This window comes from Clostridium sp. MCC328 (genome assembly GCF_018785465.1).
In the GTDB taxonomy this organism is placed as follows: Bacteria; Bacillota; Clostridia; order Lachnospirales; family Lachnospiraceae; genus Pilosibacter; species Pilosibacter fragilis.
This window is the reverse complement of sequence record NZ_WQPW01000016.1, coordinates 36,837-54,184: the sequence shown is the minus strand read 5'-3', so window position 1 is coordinate 54,184 and position 17,348 is coordinate 36,837. Positions and strand designations below refer to the sequence as shown.

Sequence of the window (17,348 nt, the reverse complement as noted above, 5' to 3'; positions counted from 1 at the left end):
TCATTTATTCTCCGACCGTATTTCTAAGTGTACCGATTCCTTCAATAATACACTCCACAACGTCCCCGGTCTCAAGGAATTTCGGCGGAACGAATCCCATGCCGACTCCTGCCGGTGTTCCTGTTGCGATGATCGTTCCTGCTTTTAATGTCATGCCCTGTGTAAGTTCACAGATCACTTCCTTGATTCCATGGATAAAGAGCCCTGTATTGGAATTCTGGCGGAGTTCTCCGTTTACCTTTGACTGGATCTTTAACACCGGTGGAAACGCAGTGGTATCCGCAGTCATAATACACGGGCCGAGCGGTGTAAATCCGTCCAGACTCTTTCCGAAATACCACTGCTTATGTTCCGTCTGCACCTCTCTGGCGCTGACATCATTCATGATCGTATAGCCGAAAATATAGTCCTTTACTTCGCCAGGTTTTACGTCTTTTGCGTCTTTTTTGATAATAACGGCAAGCTCTGCCTCATAATCCAGCTGATTTGTCAGATTCTTATGTGCCGGAATGATTCCATCGGGATCATTCGTGCGGTTCACGCGTTTTGAGAAATAGATCGCTTTCTCCGGTTTCTCAAATGCACGTTTTTCAAATCTCGCAGATTCCTCCGCGTGATCCATATAGTTGATTCCCAGGCAGATAATATCCTGATCCGGCTCCGCGATCGGAGATACGACCCGGATCTCGTCCACCGGGGCCGCTCCCATAACATCACCCGGGGCTTTCTTTGAAATATAATCCAGCATTTCCATCTCAGACGGTCCCGCTTCACGGATCAGGTCCTTCATGGACCGATATTCCATTCCCGCAGCAGAAACCGGATAAACCCAGGTTTCATCCTCATTTAATACACCTAAAAAAGATCTTTTGTCTACTTCATATGCCAATAATTTCATAACCGCTCCTTATGGGATATATTTCAGTTCAAAAATCCCGTTACACGTTATTATAGTACAAATCAAAAAGTGAGACAAGAATAAATTGACAATTGAAGGGGCAGAACTGCTGAACAGGTACTGACAATTTACAAATTTCATCTTGTAACCACACGGTATCCCCTTTATAATAAAAGTTGATACAGTCAGACGGCATCTGCCTCTGTATTGTACAGAATTTTCAGTTCGGAAAATTCCAACCTGTGTCCAACAACAAACAGCAAAACTCACGAAAGGGTGTATCTGATTATGGAAAAGATCACAAGCTTCACTGTCAATCATCTGAAACTGATTCCCGGTGTTTATGTTTCCCGAAGGGACATTGCCGGAGACAGCCATGTTACGACCTTCGATATCCGTATGACCCGTCCGAACTTTGAGCCGGTTATGAACACTGCCGAGGTCCATACGATCGAACATCTCGGCGCAACCTTCTTAAGAAATCATCGTCTTTACAAAGATAAAGTTCTCTACTTCGGTCCGATGGGATGTCGCACCGGATTCTACCTGCTTCTCTCCGGCGATTATGAGTCTGCGGACATCATCCCGCTGCTTCAGGAGATGTTCCTCTTTATCCGCGATTACGAAGGTGAAGTTCCGGGTGCCGCTGCCCGCGACTGCGGAAACTACCTTGACATGAACCTCCCGATGGCAAAATATCTTGCCGGAAAGTTCTATGATGAGGTACTTGAGGATATCCGCGAGGAACAGCTTGTTTATCCGGAATAATCAACACCGGGCGCAGATTCCGACAAGCGCAGATTCTGGCAGACACTGATCCCGACAGGAACAAAACAAATATGTGTAATTTTCTTATATCATGCAAAATCCCCATCCTTCAGGCCGATGTCTCTATCTTCTGACCTGTGATGGGGATTTTTTCAGCTATTTTTCCGAAAAGCTCTCAAGAATCACGATCCCGCGCGGCGGTACCGCCAGCATCATCTGGTTTTTCGGAACTTTACCGGTTCCATCCGTTGGAAGGTCGGCCGCATCCGGGGCGCCCGTATTGCAGATCACACGCCACTTTGCTCCCTTCGGGAGATGCGGAAGTCCAAACATATGCGGCTCCCAGTGCATGTTATAGGCTACATAGAAGTTCGCGTCATCACTCCCGTCCGGGCGTTTCGCGTAGGCACCCCAGTAGAGGATCCCGAACTGGCGGCGGAAATTTTCAAACTCCGGCTTCCAGGCGTTTTCCCCGTGATAGGACACATCCGGTCGTCCACAGGACTTATAATCCATGATCCGCGGTTCCCGGTCCATATGGAACATCTTGTGGGCTTTCCGGAAGGCAATGAGGCGTTTCACAAAGTCTACCTGATCCTTGTGGGTCTCCAGAAGCTTCCAGTTTAACCAGGAGACCGCATTGTCCTGACAGTAGGCGTTGTTGTTTCCGTCCTGACTGTTCCCGAACTCGTCGCCCGCCATGAGAAGCGGAACACCCTGACTTAAAAACAGGAGCAGATACGCATTCTTTAAGAGCTGTTTCCTCAGCTCCACGATTTTTTTCTTTCTCGTCGGACCTTCCGCGCCGCAGTTCCAGGAATAGTTGTAGTCGCTTCCGTCCCGGTTCTCCTCGCCGTTTTTTTCGTTGTGCTTCCGGTCATAGGAGACGGTATCCATCAGCGTAAAGCCGTTGGTGTTCGCCATGTAGTCGATCACAGCATACTCCGCCGGGTTTCTGCGGTTCCGGAACTCAAAGGCCGACAACATTCCCTCATCGCCCTTCAGGAACCGGCGCATGTCCTCCATGAACTGCATATTGTATTCCGCGAGATTCTTTTCCTCCACCGATACCGCGCCATCTCCCGGAGTCACATAGCCCTGTTTCGGCCGGCGGTTCATGACCTCATTCCAGTTTTCCGCAAAAAGCTTCGTCCGCTTTAAAAACGGATCCTCCGCTGCCAGAGAAAGATCCGGGAATCCGGTCAGATGGAAACCATCCACATGATACTCTTCCACCCAGTACCGGAGCACGGAAAGGATCTCCCCCGGAAGCTCTTTTCCTGTAAAGTACATCTCCGGGATACACTCGATCCCGGCCTTATGCAATTCTTTGACTAATGTTTTGAACTCACCTTCCGCCGACATTGTCTCACGGGAGGCATACGCCGTCTTCACCGCGTAGAGATAGGACGGACCATATCCCCAGTAATTTAAGTATCCTGTCGGCTCCTGTTTCGCGTTATGGAAGCTGCTTCCGGAGGATGACATCATGATCTCATCGAACTCTGTCACCGGCATCAGCTCCACCGCCGTGATCCCGAGTTCTTTTAAATATGGGATTTTCTCCATGACACCGGCATACGTTCCTCGGGCAGATACCCCGGAGGACGCATGCGCCGTAAATCCCCTGACATGGAGTTTGTAGAGGATCGTTTCTGCATAAGGGGTTTCCGGGTTTACATCATCCTCCCAGTCAAACTCCTCCGACAGTATCCTGCCACGCACCGGTTTTCCGGCACGTTTCCGGTCTGCCCATTTCTCCCGGCCTGTGATGACGCGCGCATTAGGATCTGTCACAATTTTTCCATCTATCATGAAATTATATTCAAATGATGCAAAATCTGTCCGATCCAGCGCCAGCTCCCACACATCTCCCATCCGGTATTTCGGATCAAACGAGATCTCCTCGCATGGCTTTTTCTCTCCTGGCCTGTACAAGAGCAGCCGAACCTCCCCGGCACGTCCCTGTACAAGGATGTGGACGCCGTTCTCTTCCTGCGTGACACCAAGTGGATACAGGATTCTGTTTCTGTTTCGATATTCTGCCATTCTAAAATCCCCCGTTTTCCCCGACATGTTCTATTTACTGATTTCAGCAACGGTTACCTGCGGTCCTGAGTTTCCGATAATCAACATCAGTAAAAATATATTTTTGAACAACTGCCGCTCTGGCCTTTTCCTGCTGCTAGGTCTCGCATAACTGGCACAACAAATACACAAGTCCGCTGACAGTTATCATATTACCTGTTCTTCTGCGCCTCGATCTGCTCCGCCAGATCGTTTAAGTAGACCCAACGATCCATCTTTTCTTCGAGCTGCGCTTCCTTCTCTTCTTTTTCTTTCATAAGCTCATTGAGCTTTGTAAAGTTCGTCGCAGAGGCCGCGATCTCCTTCTCAAGGTTCTCTACTGCCTCTTCCAGAGCGGCGATGTCATCTTCGATGGTATCCCACTCTCTCTGCTCTTTGTAGCTGAATTTCAGTTTTTTCTCCCTTGGCTTCGCGTTCCCGCGGGATGCGCTGTCTGTCTCAGCCGCGTCATTTCCCTTATCCGCAGACTTCTTCACTGCCGCCGGATTCTCCGCCGTGCTCTCCGCAAGCTTCGCTTCCCGCTCCGCCTTCGCTACCTGGTAATCCGTAAATCCGCCCTCGTACTGCTGAAGCTTTCCATCTCCCTCGAAGGCGAAAATCCTGCCGACCACGCGGTCCAGGAAATACCGGTCATGGGATACCGTGATGACGATTCCCTGGAAGCTGTCAAGATAGTCTTCCAGGATCATCAGCGTCTGAATATCAAGGTCATTCGTCGGCTCGTCCAGGATCAGGACATTCGGTGCACTCATGAGGATCTTCAAAAGGTAAAGGCGTCTTCTCTCGCCGCCGGACAGCTTCTCGATCACGGTGTACTGGACAGACGGCGGGAATAAAAACCGCTCCAGCATCTGGGACGCGCTGATGCTGCCGTCCTTTGTCTTCACATACTCCGCAACATTCTTAATATAGTCGATGACCTTGAGGCTCGTGTCCATGTCCTCATTTTCCTGAGAAAAATATCCAAGCTTTACGGTCTGTCCGATCTCGATCGTTCCGGAATCCGGTTTGACCCAGCCGGCAATCATCTTCATCAGCGTCGATTTTCCGCTTCCGTTGGGACCAATATAGCCGATGCGGTCATCTTTCAGGAAGAAGTAGGTGTAGTCTTTCACAAGCACCTTGTCCCCGTAGGATTTGCAGAGATCCGAAATCTCAATGGTAGTCCGCCCGAGGCGGCTGGAGATGGACTCCATCTCGACTTTTCCATCCTCCACCGGTCCCTTTTTGTCCCGCAGTGCCTCGAAACGCTGGATCCGGCCTTTCTGCTTCGTGGAACGGGCTCTCGCGCCGCGCTGCATCCAGGCAAGCTCGGTCCGTAAAATGGACTGGCGCTTGCGCTCGGATGCCTTTTCCATGTCCACGCGCTCTGCCTTCAGCTCCAGGAATCCCTCGTAGTTTGCCTGATAGCTGTAAAGCTTTCCGTTGTCCAGCTCCACGATCCGGTTTGTCACGCTGTCAAGGAAATACCGGTCATGGGTGATCATAAGGAGTGCGCCCTTAAATTTCTTTAAATAATCTTCCAGCCAGTCCGCCATCTCACTGTCCAGATGGTTTGTCGGCTCGTCTAAGATCAGAAGCTCCGCCGTCGATAATAGCACGGATGCCAACGCCGCACGTTTCTTCTGTCCGCCGGATAAATGCTCCACCTTCTCGTTGAAATCCGGGATTCCGAGGCGGTTTAACATGGATTTTGCCTGACTTTCGATATCCCAGACATGTTCATGCCCCTCATTTTCCCTTAAAACGCTCTCCAGTACGGTCTCACCCGGGTGGAATACCGGGTTCTGCGGAAGATAGCGGATATCAAGATTTCTTCCGCGGACGATCCGTCCGGAGTCCGGCTCCTCGAGTCCCGCTACCAGTTTCAATAAAGTGGATTTTCCCGTTCCGTTGATTCCGATAAGGCCGATCTTGTCACCCTCGTTGATGGAAAAATCGGTATCGTCAAAGAGCAGCCGCTCCGTATATGATTTCGTCAGATGTTCTGCCGTCACTAAATTCATGTTATGTCAACCTACTATCTCTTTCTAAAATTAATATCTGCACCAGGTATGTTCCAGGCACATTGATTTTCTAAATCTGAAAATACGTATTTTTGTGCAGATAACTGCACAAGGCTTTTACCCATATATACAATTTTGCCTTAAGCCGATCACTGCACAAAATCTATTCTACTGGATATCTAATTCCACCGGACAATGATCGCTGCCTAATACTTCCATATGGATCTTCGCGTCCACAAGCCTGTCCTTCAGACTTTCTGAGACACAGAAGTAGTCGATCCGCCACCCCGCATTCTTCGCTCTTGCCGAGAACCGGTAAGACCACCAGGAGTAGATCCCTTCCTGATCCGGGTAAAAATACCGGAACGTATCAACAAATCCCGCCTCTAAAAGCTCCGTAAATTTCGCTCTTTCCTCATCAGAGAAGCCTGCATTCTTCCGGTTCGTCTTCGGATTCTTTAAGTCGATCTCCTGATGTGCCACGTTCAGATCACCGCAGAAAATTACCGGTTTCTTCGTCTCCAGCGCTTTTAAGTACGCCCGGAACGCGTCCTCCCACTGCATCCGGTAATCGAGACGCTTTAAGCCGTCCTGGGAATTCGGGGTATAGCAGGTAACCACATAATACTCCGGGAATTCCGCCGTGATCACCCGGCCTTCATGGTCATGCTCCTCAATCCCAAGACCATAGGTCACCGCGATCGGCTCTTCCTTTGTGAACATCGCCGTTCCGGAATATCCCTTTTTCTCCGCGTAATTCCAGTACTGGTGATATCCCGGAAGCTCCAGCTCTACCTGCCCTTCCTGACACTTGCTTTCCTGAATACAGAAAATATCTGCATCCGATTCCTTCACATATTCTAAAAATCCTTTTCCCAGGCAGGCACGAAGCCCGTTTACATTCCAGGAAATCATTTTTTTCATAGACAACTTCTCCGTTTCTATCGCACTTTTTCGGCCACTGGACTGCTCCGGATTTTCTTCGATAAATGTCGGAACATTCAGAAAATGTGTGGCCCGCATATAGGTTCAGTATAACATTATTCCTAATGTTTTACCATCGAAAAAATAATTCCACATTCCTGTTACATAAAAAAACAGGTCCCCACACAGCATACTGCCATATGAGGACCTGTCTATCTTCAGCCTACCACACTCTTATCGATCACTTTCCAGTAAAGCGCCTTCTTCTCGATCAGCTCCGAGATCAGGTAAAGCGCCAGACCGATCACACTTAAAAGAATGACCGCATTCAGGATCATCTTGATATCGTATGTCTCACTGCCCAGCGTAAGCAGATATCCAAGACCTGCTTTCGCTCCGATCATCTCACCGATGACCGCGCCTGTCATCGCCTGCGTTAAGGCAAGCTTAATTCCAGATAACATCATCTCGATCGAATACGGAACTTCGATCTTACAGAAGGTCTGCCATTTGCTGGCCTTTAACACCTTCATCAGATTGTATACATTATCCTCTATGGAGCGGATCGCCGATACCTCATTGATCATGATCGGGAACGATACGACCAGAATAACTAACGCCGCCTTGGATTCGATTCCGAGTCCCATCCAGAGGATGAAAAGCGGTGCCAGAGAGATCTTCGGGGCTGTCTGGATAATGATGACGAACGGCATGATCAGACGCTCAATAAAGCGGATCTTCGCCATAATATAGCCGAGGACCAGTCCGATCACGATACCGATCACCGTTCCCACCAGGATCTCTTCCATTGTAACGCGGATATGTTTCATCACATCACCGCTCACAAACAGCTTTACCATCGAGTTCGCCAACTCTGCCGGACCGGGAAGCAGGTAGTTCGGTACATGAAAGATCCGGATATACAGTTCCCACACGATCAGAAACAGCGGCAGAAACAGTCCCGGAAGAATGGTTTTTCTATATTTTCTGTAAAACATCTCTCACCTCATAGCTCTTCCCGTCCGAAGCGGGGAAAATTCTTTATTTTGCCGGTGTGTAAAGGAGTTCAGATGCATCGAAGGTCTCGTCGATATTGCCAATCTCCTTGGACTCATCGATCAGTGCCTGCCACTTCTCCGGGTTGGACGCGCCGATTCCGTTTTCCTTCGTGTAATCGCTCTGCCATAAGGTCTTTACGAATACATCGTTTAAGATCTGGACAACAACATCTCTCTTCTCAGCGAAGGTCGGTGCATATTTCTCGATGGACATATCAACAGCTTCCTCAACGTGACCGTCGATGATGTACTCGATCGCTTTGTTTAACGCGCGGCAGAATCCGTCAACAGTCTCCGGATCCTCTGCTACTAACTTGTCGCCTGCAACTAATACGTTGCCGAAGGACGGAAGGAACTGGTCGCATGTGATCTCGCTTGCTGCGTAACCGGAGTTGTTTAACTCGATGGTTCTGAGTTTGGAGAACACGATCGCGTCAACCTGACCCTCTGTGAGTGCTGTCAGAATTGCGCCTGTACCAACGATCTCAACCTGTACATCGTCGATCGTAAGGCCTGCAGACTCCATAGCTGCCTGAAGCTGGAAGTAGTTTGCGCTTCCAAGGCTTGTAACTGCTACTTTTTTGCCCTTTAAGTCAGCCGGTGTGCTGATTCCGGAATCGCTTCCGAAGATGATCGCGCCGAGACCTTCCTGATAGGTTGTATGAACAACTTTAACCGGGATACCCTGTGCCTTTGCCGCTACAACTGCATCTGCGTTCGGGAAACCGAACTCAACATTGCCTGCTGCAACGTTCTTTACGATATCGGCGGCTGCTGCATAATAGAATTCAACATTCAGTCCCTCTTCCGCAAAATATCCGTTCTCCTGTGCAAGGTATAACGGTGCGTAATACGGAACTGCGGAACCATCGATCTGAATGGAAACCGTCTTTAAATCGCCTGTGTCCTTTGCTTCTGCCGCCGTTGTCTCCTCAGCCTTTGTCTCCTCTGCGGCTGTCGTTGCCTCTGCGGTCGTTGCTGCTGCTTCGCTTGCTTTGCTTGCGCTCTCAGAGCTGCATCCTGCGAGCATGGACACTGCCATTGCCGCTGTCAGTACGGTTGCAAGAATTTTTTTCTTCATGGTACTCTCCTTCTCCTTTTTATAAATACATTGGTTCTTTGTCTTACCGGAACTGCATTTCCGGCATCTATAATTTCCCTCGCCATTTTTGGCCGGGTCATTATCTATATTTTATTTGATCGCGGTCAGCGGGCGGGCCTGCAGGCCTTACAATCCGTTACTTTCTGTGCAGATATTCCTTATAAAGCTTTTCTCCCGCGGCAAGAGCCGTTCTGCACATTTCCTTCTGGGCCGGTTCAAAATCCACCAGCCACTGGTCCGTGATCCGGTTGCAGTGTACTGCACAGATACTTCCGGAAAGAACATTGTTTAACGATGCCAGCGTAAAGATCGTCTCCGCCTCCATTTCCATGTTCAGAATGTTCCATTTTTCATACTGTTCCAGAACAGCATTTTCATCATATCCTGTCTCAAACGGCATCTGACGTCCCTGTCCGTGATAGAAGGAACCGACCGACATACAGATTCCCATGGAATATTCGTTCTTTCTCTCCTCACACGCACGCTTTAAGCAATCCAGCACTTCAAATGAGGCTAATGCCGGATACTCAGACGGAGCGTAGAAGCAGGAAGCACCGCCTTTCCGGACAGCACCCGTGTTCAAGACCATCGCCCCGCACGGTACATCTTCTTTCAGCACGCCGGTCCCGCCGATGCGGATCAGAGCTTTCGCGCCGAGAGCGATCAGCTGGAGCACAGCGATCTCCGTTGACGGACCACCGATTCCAGTCGAGCACACTGTAACTTTGATTCCGTTGTAATATCCGGTTCCAACCACATATTCCCGGTAGTTGCTGACGATCTTATAATCCTCTAAAAGATCCTCGAACATGGCAACGCGCCCCGGATCACCCGGAAGCAGTACGATCTCTCCGATCTCCTCAGCCGTACACTGGATATGCGGCATTTTTCCATTCATCGTCGGTGATGAAGCCGATGTAAAATTCACACTCATTTCCTCCCAAAATCTTTCTCTCATTCAGCACACCGCATTTTTGTCAGAAGCGGCGGGCTGAGCACTAATTTTTCGATTCGTGCCAGTACAGGAACTTATCCTCCAGCACACTGATCACCTGATACGTCGCGATTCCCAGAATGATCGTGACGATGATGCCCGCGAGCAGCATCGGGGTGTCATAGGTTGATGACGCGTAAGTCAGGATATATCCGAGACCCTGTTTTCCGGACATCCATTCGGCAACGATCGCACCGATGACTGCCTGAACGATACCGACCTTCAGACTTGCAAACAGCGCCGGTAATGAATACTGCATTTCAACCTGTGAAAACACCTGCCATTTTGACGCTTTTAAGATCTTCATCAGGTTTCTGACATCCGGCGGGATCGATTCCAGACCCAGCATCATTCCCGACAATACCGGGAACAGGACCATGGATATGATCAAAACAACCTTTGATACGAGTCCGATTCCGAACCATACGACGAATAACGGGACAAGTGCGATCTTCGGTGCCGTCTGAAGGAAGATCAGGTACGGCATCAGCATCGTTTTTAAGGCATCGATCTTGATAAACACATATCCCAGAACAATTCCTAAAAAGGCGCCGATCATAAATCCGAGAATGACCTCATAAGTCGTCGTCCAGAGATGTGCGTATACAGTTCCTTTTACAAACATTTTGACAAGGCTGCTCCAGACCTTCGGCGGAGACGGCAGGATGTACGCCGGGACATGCTTTACCGCAACGTAGATCCACCAGAGCGCGATAAACACGCCGACGGAAAGCGCGTATTCCCCGATGGTTCTCAGGAGTCCCTGAAGTTTTCCGTTCTTTTTCATCCGATGATCCCCCTCAGATACTTATTGTATTCCGTGAACTTCGGATCATTTCTCGTTGCCTCTCCCCTTGGACGCGGCAGATCGATTTCCACCATCTCCTTGACTCTTCCCGGTCTCGCAGACATGACGAGAACGCGGTCCGACAGGAAGGTGGCTTCCTCGATGCTGTGGGTAACGAAAATAACCGTCTTTTTCGTCTTCTGCCAGATCTTTAAAAGCTCCTCATTTAAGTGGTCACGGGTCAGGGCATCCAAAGCTCCGAAGGGCTCATCCATCAGAAGTAACGGAGCGTCATAGGAAAGCGCCCGGACGATGGACACACGCTGTTTCATACCGCCGGAAAGCTCTCTCGGAAGCGCAGTCTTAAACTCCGAAAGCCCTGCAAGTTCCAGGAGCTCGTCAAGTTTCTCTTCATTCTCTTTCGTCTGCTTTTTCTGGATCACTAACGGAAATTCTGCATTCTGTCTCACATTTTTCCACGGGAGAAGAACGGAATCCTGAAATACGAATCCCATCTGCTGGTCTGCCCCGTCGCGATACTCGATCGTACCGGAGGTCGGTTTATCAAGGTTTCCAATGATCCGCAAAAGTGTCGATTTTCCACAGCCGGACGGGCCGATGATAGAAATAAACTCCCCCGGACGGATCTGGAGGTTGATATCCTTCAGTGCGATCGTATCCTCTTTTAGCAGGTTACTGTACACCTTATTTAAGCCCTTTAACTCTACACTATACTCGCTCATAACAAATCTCCTTTTTTCTATCGGATTGCCTCGGAAATTTCTTTCGCACATTCCTTAAGCTGACAGATCCTCTGGAACATTTTTTCCGTATCCCCATCCTTCATGGACGTAAACGCGATCGCAGCCGCCAGCTCTCCGTTTCTGTCAAATACCGGGCACGCTGTGCCGAGGATCCCCATCTGTAATTCCTCGTCAATGACCGCATACCCCTGATTATGAATACGGTCCAGCTCTTCATTCAGCTCCTTCAGATCCGTTTTCGTATTCGGCGTCGTTTTCGTGCGTTTCTCACGATCAAGAATATCCAATGCCTCGCTCCGGTTCATGTAAGCCATAAAAACACGGCCAGCCGACGTGGAATAGAACGGGATCTCATGTCCGATCTTAACCATATACATATTGGAATCGCCGCGTTCGCTGCATGCCACATTCATCACTGCTCCATGCTCCATGACGCAGAGGACCACATTCCGGTCGATCTTTTCCGCCAGTCTCCGCATAGGCATCTGTGCCGCCTGCGTCAGCGCACTTCCCTTTACGACCCCGGTAGCGATTGCGCAGATCTTATATCCAAGACGATATTTTTTCGTATGTTCGTCCTGAACGACAAAATGATTTCCCTTTAAGCTTGAAAGGATCCTGTGAGTGGAGCTTGCCGGGATCCCAAGCTGCTCCGCCAGATCCGTCACCGACATTCCATTCATATTCTGGCTCAGTATTTCCAGGGCATTCAATGCCCGGTCGATCAATTGCATAGTCTCCTCCAATTTCTGTAATGTGCGCAGCCACAGGATCCGTGGCTGTCTTATGTCAATGAGTTATCGTTTCTATGCTATTCCGTGTATCGGAATACTGTTCCGTTTATCGAAATATTGCAATTTCATTTTAGCATTATCCAATCTTCAATGCAAAGCTTTTGCTTCATTGAGCTGGAGTTTTGGCATATGCTACAATTCCCCTTTTTTTTTTCGTATAATTTCACGGAAACATGTTCCAGCCAGCGGAAAATCAGGTTTTTGTCATTCCGCAGCATGGAAAAAGGAGGCAATACTCTGCCCCCTTGCATTCTCACGTTTTTATCTTATGATTCTTTGATTCCGGATTGCTATATGCTTTTCGCTCCGATATCCTATTATTTTAAAAAACGCGCTTCCCAAGCATACTCCTGCATCTTCTCGATCTCCTCATCGGTGAAACCAAGTTCCTCCTTCAGCACTTCCTTCTCTTTCTGAAGTGTCGTTCTGGAACATGTCCGGTTGTCGGAGTTTACGGTTACATGGACACCTGCCTCAAGAAGCTTGTGGATCGGATGCATGTTGATCGCCAGAACTACTTTTGTGTGGTAATTGCTTGTAACGCAGACCTCGAGGGTCACATTCTCGTCGATGAGTCTCTTTATCAACTCCGGATCATTGATGGCCGCAACGCCATGTCCGATTCTCTTTGTTCCGAAGGATAATGCCGTCTTCATGCTGTCCGGACCGGCCGCCTCCCCGGCATGGAGCGTCATCGGAACGCCGTACTCACGGACTTTCGCAAATACCGGGGCGAAATTCTCAGTCGGGAACAGGCCTTCCGCGCCTGCGATGTCCACCGCGCAGACCACATCCCCAAGATATTTCTTCGCAGTTTCTACTGTCTGCATGTTCAGCTCCTCATTATCCGCTCCACGCATACAGCAGAGAATCAGACCCACACGAATCTGTGGATACATCTTCATGCCGCGTTCTGCTCCGCGGATGGCTGCCTCGACGACCTCATCCTGAGTCAGTCCGTCTTTGATGGAAAACTGCGGTGCAAATCGAAGCTCCGCATACTCCACGCCCTCTTTCGCAAGATCCTCCACCAGCTCAAAGGTCACACGCTCGATGGCATCTGCCTTCTGTAAGACGAGTAACGGAAGATCGAAACGTTCCAAATATTCTTCCAGAGTCTTACAATCCTCCGGGACTTCCATCATATATTTTACTTCCTCCGCGCTCTTTGCCGGAAGCTCCACGCCCTGCTCTTTTGCAAGCTCCCAGACGGTCTCCGGGCGGAGCGATCCGTCCAGATGTAAGTGAAGTTCTACGATATGGCTCATATCTGACAATATTCTCCCTTCTAAACTATTCAGTGTCTTCTATATTGTGTCTTCTATGTTGTGTTTTCGTACAGTCAGCACAATCGCTGCATAAATCCTCTAAATTACTACAAAGCAGCCCCTATGTCAGGAGCTGCTTGCATCAATTCTTTCCGACCGCACTCTGCTGCCGTTTTTTATCTCAGTCGAGAAGACTCCCACCTCTTTAGGTGGTGAGTAATAGCAAATTTATTTCCCGGCCGCCGCCTTCATCTGTTTTTTCTTCTTATTATGCTCCACCATCGCGCAGTAAACCGTATATGCAATAATGATGATCAGATACGGCATCATCTGGATAAACTGCAGCGGGATCGAAGAGTTCTGGAGATAGTTCGCAAGACTCTGGCAGAATCCGAATAACAGGGATGCCAGCATGCCGATCACGGCATTTCCCGCCGCGATAGCCTGAGTTGCCAGGGCGATATAACCACGACCCGCTGTCATACCGGAGGAGAAGAGTCCCACATATCCCATGGACAGGAACGCGCCAGCCATACCGGTCATCATTCCGCTCAGGCAGAGAGCGATGTACTTGATCTTCTTCACCGGAATTCCGACGGATTCCGCCGCATCCGGGGACTCACCGACCGCACGGATATGCATGCCGAGTCTCGTGTACTTGAACATGTACCAGACAACTGCCACCAGGATCAGCGCCGCGTAGGTCAGCACATGATGACCGGAAAGCACTGCGCCGATCACCGGGATATCCTTGACGACCGGGATCGTCACACTCGGGAGCTTTAAAGACGGCAGGGATGTGGACGCACCCTTTTCGCCTGTGATCAGGTACAGGACAAAGATCGTTCCGCCGGAGGCGAAGGTGTTTAACGCGATACCGGAGATGACCGCGTTGGAGTTTAATTTCAGGATAAAGTAGGCAAGGATGTTGCTGACGATAAAGCCTGCAAGCACCGCGCCCAAAAATCCAACCCATGCGCTCTGGGAGAATGCACTGACGACAACGCCAACAAAGGCGGAGATCAGCATCGTTCCCTCAAGGGCGATGTTGCTGGTTCCGGACCTCGAGGAGATCATAGCCCCCAGTGTCGTTAAAAGCACCGGTGTCGCGCTTCGAAACATTGCGAAATAGAACTCCGGGAGACTCAATGTTTTTAAAATTTCCTGTAAGATTCCCATCTGTTACGCCTCCCCTTTCAGTGCTTTTTTCGCTTCCTCGCGCTGTTTCCAGCCTGCCATGAACCGCTCAGCCGTCACAAACAGGATCAGAACCGCCTGGATGATGGATACCAGCTCGTTCTGGACATCGGAACGTCTGGACATCAGGTCCGCGCCGACACGGATGTATGCCAGGAAAAATGCCGCGAACGGCACCATCTTCGGGTTGTTGCCGGACAGGATCGCGATGATAACACCGTCCCAAGCGTAGGACGGGGAATCCTGCCAGTTGAAACGCTGGTACATTCCCATCTGCTCGACTGCACCGCCAAGCCCCGCAACGGCACCCGCAATGACCTGGGTCATGATGATGACACGGCTGGTGCGGATTCCGGAATACTTCGCGAACTCCGGGTTGCTTCCGGAGATGCGCACCTCATATCCGAATTTTGTCTTGTATACAAGAATGTATAACAGGATCACCGCCGCGATAGCGATGAGATATCCCACATGGAAGTTCGTTCCGGAGATCAGCTTTCCGAGAGACGCTGTCGCCTGGTATTTCTTCGATGCAAAGGTTCCCGCCTCACGGTCAGCAAGGAACTTCGTCACGTTGTAGATCCCAAGGTAGAAGAACACATAGTTGAACATTAAGGAAGTTACCAGCTCATTCGTGTGGAAATACACCTTTAAGAGTGCTGGGATACTTCCAATGAGTCCGCCCACAGCCGCGGCCGCGATCATGATCACGATCGGGTGTACCGCGAACGGCAGGGATGTCTTGATGGCGAGAGCCGCTGTCACAACAGCGCCCGTATAGAGACATGCGTCCGCGATCATGGAGAAGTTTCCGGACTTGAATACAAGTCCCAGGGCAAGCCCCGTAAAGATCAACGGCACGCTGCTGGCAAACACTTCAAAAAAGTGACGTTTGGACTGCAGCGGTCCTAAAAACAGGTTGTAAATCGCGGTCACCGGCTCCTCGCTGACTGCAAAGATCACCGCCACCGACAAGGCGATGGCAATGCCGAACGCGCAGAGAAGTCTTACGATCGTAAATTTTTTATTCACAGTAAGCACCTCCGATCTGCTCCTTGGAGTCTTCTTTTACGCCCAGCATATAAAGACCAAGCTCATTCTCTGACGTATTCTTTACATCGGAGATATGTCCGACGATGCGGCCCTCATGCATGACAAGGATCGTATCACTTAAGGAAAGGATCTCGCTTAAGTCCGCGGATACAAGTAAGATTGCTTTCTTTCTGCTCCTCATGTCCACGATCTTCTTACGGATAAACTCGATGGCGCCGACATCGATACCTCTGGTCGGCTGGTTCATGATCAGAAGATCCGGCTCATAGTCAAATTCACGTCCCACAACTACCTTCTGGACGTTACCGCCGGAAAGCTCCGCGATGGACTGTTTGGAGTTATCATATTTTACAAGGAACTCTTTTAAGATCCGGTTTGTAAACTCGCTGATCTTTTTGCTGTCTAAGAGTCCGTGGGTCTTTAATTTATCGGTATAGTAGACCTTGGAGATCGCGTTGTCCTCCAGGGAAAGCTTCGGAGCCGTACCGAATTTCATACGGTCCTCGGAAACGTGGGAGATTCCTGCCTCCTGACGCACAAGCACCGGGGCATTGGAGATATCTTTTCCGTTCATGGTGATGGTTCCCTGCTGTTGCTTTAAGGTTCCGACGATGGCCTCGACGAGCTCCGACTGGCCGTTTCCGTCAATTCCGGCGATACCTAAGATCTGTCCTTCTTTGATCGTGAAGGAAACATGGTCCAGTCTTGTCTTTCCAAACTGGTCTGCGTAGACAAGGTCTTTGACGGAGAATACATTCTTTCCGAACTCCATCTCCTCTTTCTCAATATTCAGGCTGACATCGCGGCCGACCATCAGGCGGGAGATCTCCTGTTCATCAAGATCGGAGATCTCGTATGTTCCCATGGTCTTTCCGTCCCGGAGGATCGTCATACGGTTGCAGAGTGCCTTGACTTCGTTTAATTTGTGGGAGATAAAGATGATCGTGTGGCCGTTTTCTCTTAAAAGTTTTAACTGTTCAAATAATTCTTCTGTTTCCTGTGGTGTCAGCACGGCTGTCGGCTCGTCCAGGATCAGAATATGGGCACCCCGGTAGAGTGCCTTTAAGATCTCAAGCTTCTGACGCATGGCAAGAGAAATATCCTCGACTTTTTCCTTCGCCTCTACCTTCAGATTGTATTTGTCGGAAAGCTCCGTGGTGATCCGCACCGCCTCTTTCCGGTCTACTTTAAATGCAGTTCCTGTCTCCGCGCCGAGAATCAGGTTCTCCGCAACGGTCATGGACGGAACCTGCATAAAATGCTGGTGTACCATGCCGAGTCCGGCCGCGATCGCATCGCTGGATGATGAGAAGTGTACCTCTTTTCCATCCACGAAGATCTGGCCTTCCGTCGGTGCCAGCATGCCAAACAGCATCTTCATTAAGGTGGATTTTCCCGCGCCGTTTTCACCGACGAGGGCATGGATCTCACCCTTTTTGATCTGCAGATTGACATTATGGTTTGCCACAACGCCGCCCGGATAGACTTTTGTGATGTTCCGGGCCTCTAAAATGATCTCCTGCTCCATTGTTTCCTCCAAGTAAGGCATCTTTGTCTGCCTGTGAAAGTGGTTCCTGTTCGTAACTGCCTGAATCGCAAATATATTGCAAATGTGGGCATTGGACTGCGCCCACGTAAATGTAAAAA

General features: G+C 49.8%; 15 protein-coding genes. 1 reads left to right on the top strand and 14 read right to left on the bottom strand.

What is annotated here, in order from left to right:
• Positions 1-4: 4 nt before the first annotated feature.
• A complete protein-coding gene (locus GPK83_RS03005; RefSeq protein WP_117483808.1) occupies positions 5-898 on the bottom strand; it encodes a fumarylacetoacetate hydrolase family protein in 894 nt (297 codons plus the stop codon).
• Positions 899-1,186: 288 nt separating this feature from the next.
• Between GPK83_RS03005 and GPK83_RS03000 the strand changes: the two genes are divergently transcribed.
• Positions 1,187-1,666: an S-ribosylhomocysteine lyase gene (locus GPK83_RS03000; protein ID WP_015552261.1), complete on the top strand. Its 480-nt coding sequence runs from the start codon at positions 1,187-1,189 to the stop codon at positions 1,664-1,666.
• A 156-nt stretch (positions 1,667-1,822) separates the two neighbouring features.
• On the opposite strand, the gene GPK83_RS02995 is transcribed toward GPK83_RS03000, so the two are convergent.
• The 13 genes from GPK83_RS02995 to GPK83_RS02935 all read right to left on the bottom strand — a co-directional run bounded on the left by GPK83_RS02995 (position 1,823) and on the right by GPK83_RS02935 (position 17,241).
• Entirely contained in the window at positions 1,823-3,715 is a 1,893-nt protein-coding gene (locus GPK83_RS02995; RefSeq protein ID WP_120041049.1) for an alpha-amylase family glycosyl hydrolase, read from the bottom strand.
• A gap of 191 nt (positions 3,716-3,906) precedes the next feature.
• Positions 3,907-5,760 carry an ABC-F family ATP-binding cassette domain-containing protein gene (locus GPK83_RS02990; protein WP_215703967.1) on the bottom strand — a complete coding sequence of 618 codons (1,854 nt, stop codon included), beginning with the start codon at positions 5,758-5,760 and terminating at the stop codon, positions 3,907-3,909.
• Positions 5,761-5,928: 168 nt separating this feature from the next.
• Positions 5,929-6,684 (bottom strand): exodeoxyribonuclease III, encoded by a 756-nt coding sequence (locus GPK83_RS02985; protein WP_215703966.1) that lies wholly within the window; start codon positions 6,682-6,684, stop codon positions 5,929-5,931.
• A 218-nt stretch (positions 6,685-6,902) separates the two neighbouring features.
• Complete coding sequence (locus GPK83_RS02980; protein ID WP_215703965.1) at positions 6,903-7,682, bottom strand: ABC transporter permease; 780 nt, start codon at positions 7,680-7,682, stop codon at positions 6,903-6,905.
• A 43-nt stretch (positions 7,683-7,725) separates the two neighbouring features.
• Positions 7,726-8,823 (bottom strand): ABC transporter substrate-binding protein, encoded by a 1,098-nt coding sequence (locus GPK83_RS02975; RefSeq protein ID WP_117470512.1) that lies wholly within the window; start codon positions 8,821-8,823, stop codon positions 7,726-7,728.
• A gap of 157 nt (positions 8,824-8,980) precedes the next feature.
• Positions 8,981-9,772 (bottom strand): nucleoside phosphorylase, encoded by a 792-nt coding sequence (locus GPK83_RS02970; RefSeq protein WP_242992135.1) that lies wholly within the window; start codon positions 9,770-9,772, stop codon positions 8,981-8,983.
• Positions 9,773-9,842: 70 nt separating this feature from the next.
• Positions 9,843-10,625 (bottom strand): ABC transporter permease, encoded by a 783-nt coding sequence (locus GPK83_RS02965; RefSeq protein WP_215703964.1) that lies wholly within the window; start codon positions 10,623-10,625, stop codon positions 9,843-9,845.
• A complete protein-coding gene (locus tag GPK83_RS02960) occupies positions 10,622-11,368 on the bottom strand; it encodes an ABC transporter ATP-binding protein (RefSeq protein WP_015552253.1) in 747 nt (248 codons plus the stop codon). The genes GPK83_RS02965 and GPK83_RS02960 overlap by 4 nt, the downstream gene beginning before the upstream one ends.
• Positions 11,369-11,385: 17 nt before the next feature.
• On the bottom strand, positions 11,386-12,123 hold the full coding sequence (locus tag GPK83_RS02955) for an IclR family transcriptional regulator (RefSeq protein ID WP_215703963.1): 738 nt from the start codon (positions 12,121-12,123) through the stop codon (positions 11,386-11,388).
• Between the two features lie 377 nt (positions 12,124-12,500).
• Positions 12,501-13,451, bottom strand: coding sequence for an adenosine deaminase (add, locus tag GPK83_RS02950; RefSeq protein WP_215703962.1), 951 nt, complete (start codon positions 13,449-13,451; stop codon positions 12,501-12,503).
• Between the two features lie 228 nt (positions 13,452-13,679).
• A complete protein-coding gene (locus GPK83_RS02945; protein ID WP_117483801.1) occupies positions 13,680-14,630 on the bottom strand; it encodes an ABC transporter permease in 951 nt (316 codons plus the stop codon).
• Positions 14,631-14,633: 3 nt separating this feature from the next.
• Positions 14,634-15,680: an ABC transporter permease gene (locus GPK83_RS02940; protein WP_021904441.1), complete on the bottom strand. Its 1,047-nt coding sequence runs from the start codon at positions 15,678-15,680 to the stop codon at positions 14,634-14,636.
• Positions 15,673-17,241, bottom strand: a complete 1,569-nt coding sequence (locus GPK83_RS02935) for an ABC transporter ATP-binding protein (protein ID WP_345941760.1) — start codon at positions 17,239-17,241, stop codon at positions 15,673-15,675. The genes GPK83_RS02940 and GPK83_RS02935 overlap by 8 nt, the downstream gene beginning before the upstream one ends.
• Positions 17,242-17,348: the final 107 nt, after the last annotated feature.

What these genes read in the sequence shown, in the direction of transcription:
- GPK83_RS03005 (WP_117483808.1), bottom strand. Translation starts at nt 898, where the DNA reads ATGAAATTATTGGCATATGAAGTAGACAAAAGATCTTTTTTAGGTGTA.
- GPK83_RS03000 (WP_015552261.1), top strand. Translation starts at nt 1,187, where the DNA reads ATGGAAAAGATCACAAGCTTCACTGTCAATCATCTGAAACTGATTCCC.
- GPK83_RS02995 (WP_120041049.1), bottom strand. Translation starts at nt 3,715, where the DNA reads ATGGCAGAATATCGAAACAGAAACAGAATCCTGTATCCACTTGGTGTC.
- GPK83_RS02990 (WP_215703967.1), bottom strand. Translation starts at nt 5,760, where the DNA reads ATGAATTTAGTGACGGCAGAACATCTGACGAAATCATATACGGAGCGG.
- GPK83_RS02985 (WP_215703966.1), bottom strand. Translation starts at nt 6,684, where the DNA reads ATGAAAAAAATGATTTCCTGGAATGTAAACGGGCTTCGTGCCTGCCTG.
- GPK83_RS02980 (WP_215703965.1), bottom strand. Translation starts at nt 7,682, where the DNA reads ATGTTTTACAGAAAATATAGAAAAACCATTCTTCCGGGACTGTTTCTG.
- GPK83_RS02975 (WP_117470512.1), bottom strand. Translation starts at nt 8,823, where the DNA reads ATGAAGAAAAAAATTCTTGCAACCGTACTGACAGCGGCAATGGCAGTG.
- GPK83_RS02965 (WP_215703964.1), bottom strand. Translation starts at nt 10,625, where the DNA reads ATGAAAAAGAACGGAAAACTTCAGGGACTCCTGAGAACCATCGGGGAA.
- GPK83_RS02960 (WP_015552253.1), bottom strand. Translation starts at nt 11,368, where the DNA reads ATGAGCGAGTATAGTGTAGAGTTAAAGGGCTTAAATAAGGTGTACAGT.
- GPK83_RS02955 (WP_215703963.1), bottom strand. Translation starts at nt 12,123, where the DNA reads ATGCAATTGATCGACCGGGCATTGAATGCCCTGGAAATACTGAGCCAG.
- add (WP_215703962.1), bottom strand. Translation starts at nt 13,451, where the DNA reads ATGAGCCATATCGTAGAACTTCACTTACATCTGGACGGATCGCTCCGC.
- GPK83_RS02945 (WP_117483801.1), bottom strand. Translation starts at nt 14,630, where the DNA reads ATGGGAATCTTACAGGAAATTTTAAAAACATTGAGTCTCCCGGAGTTC.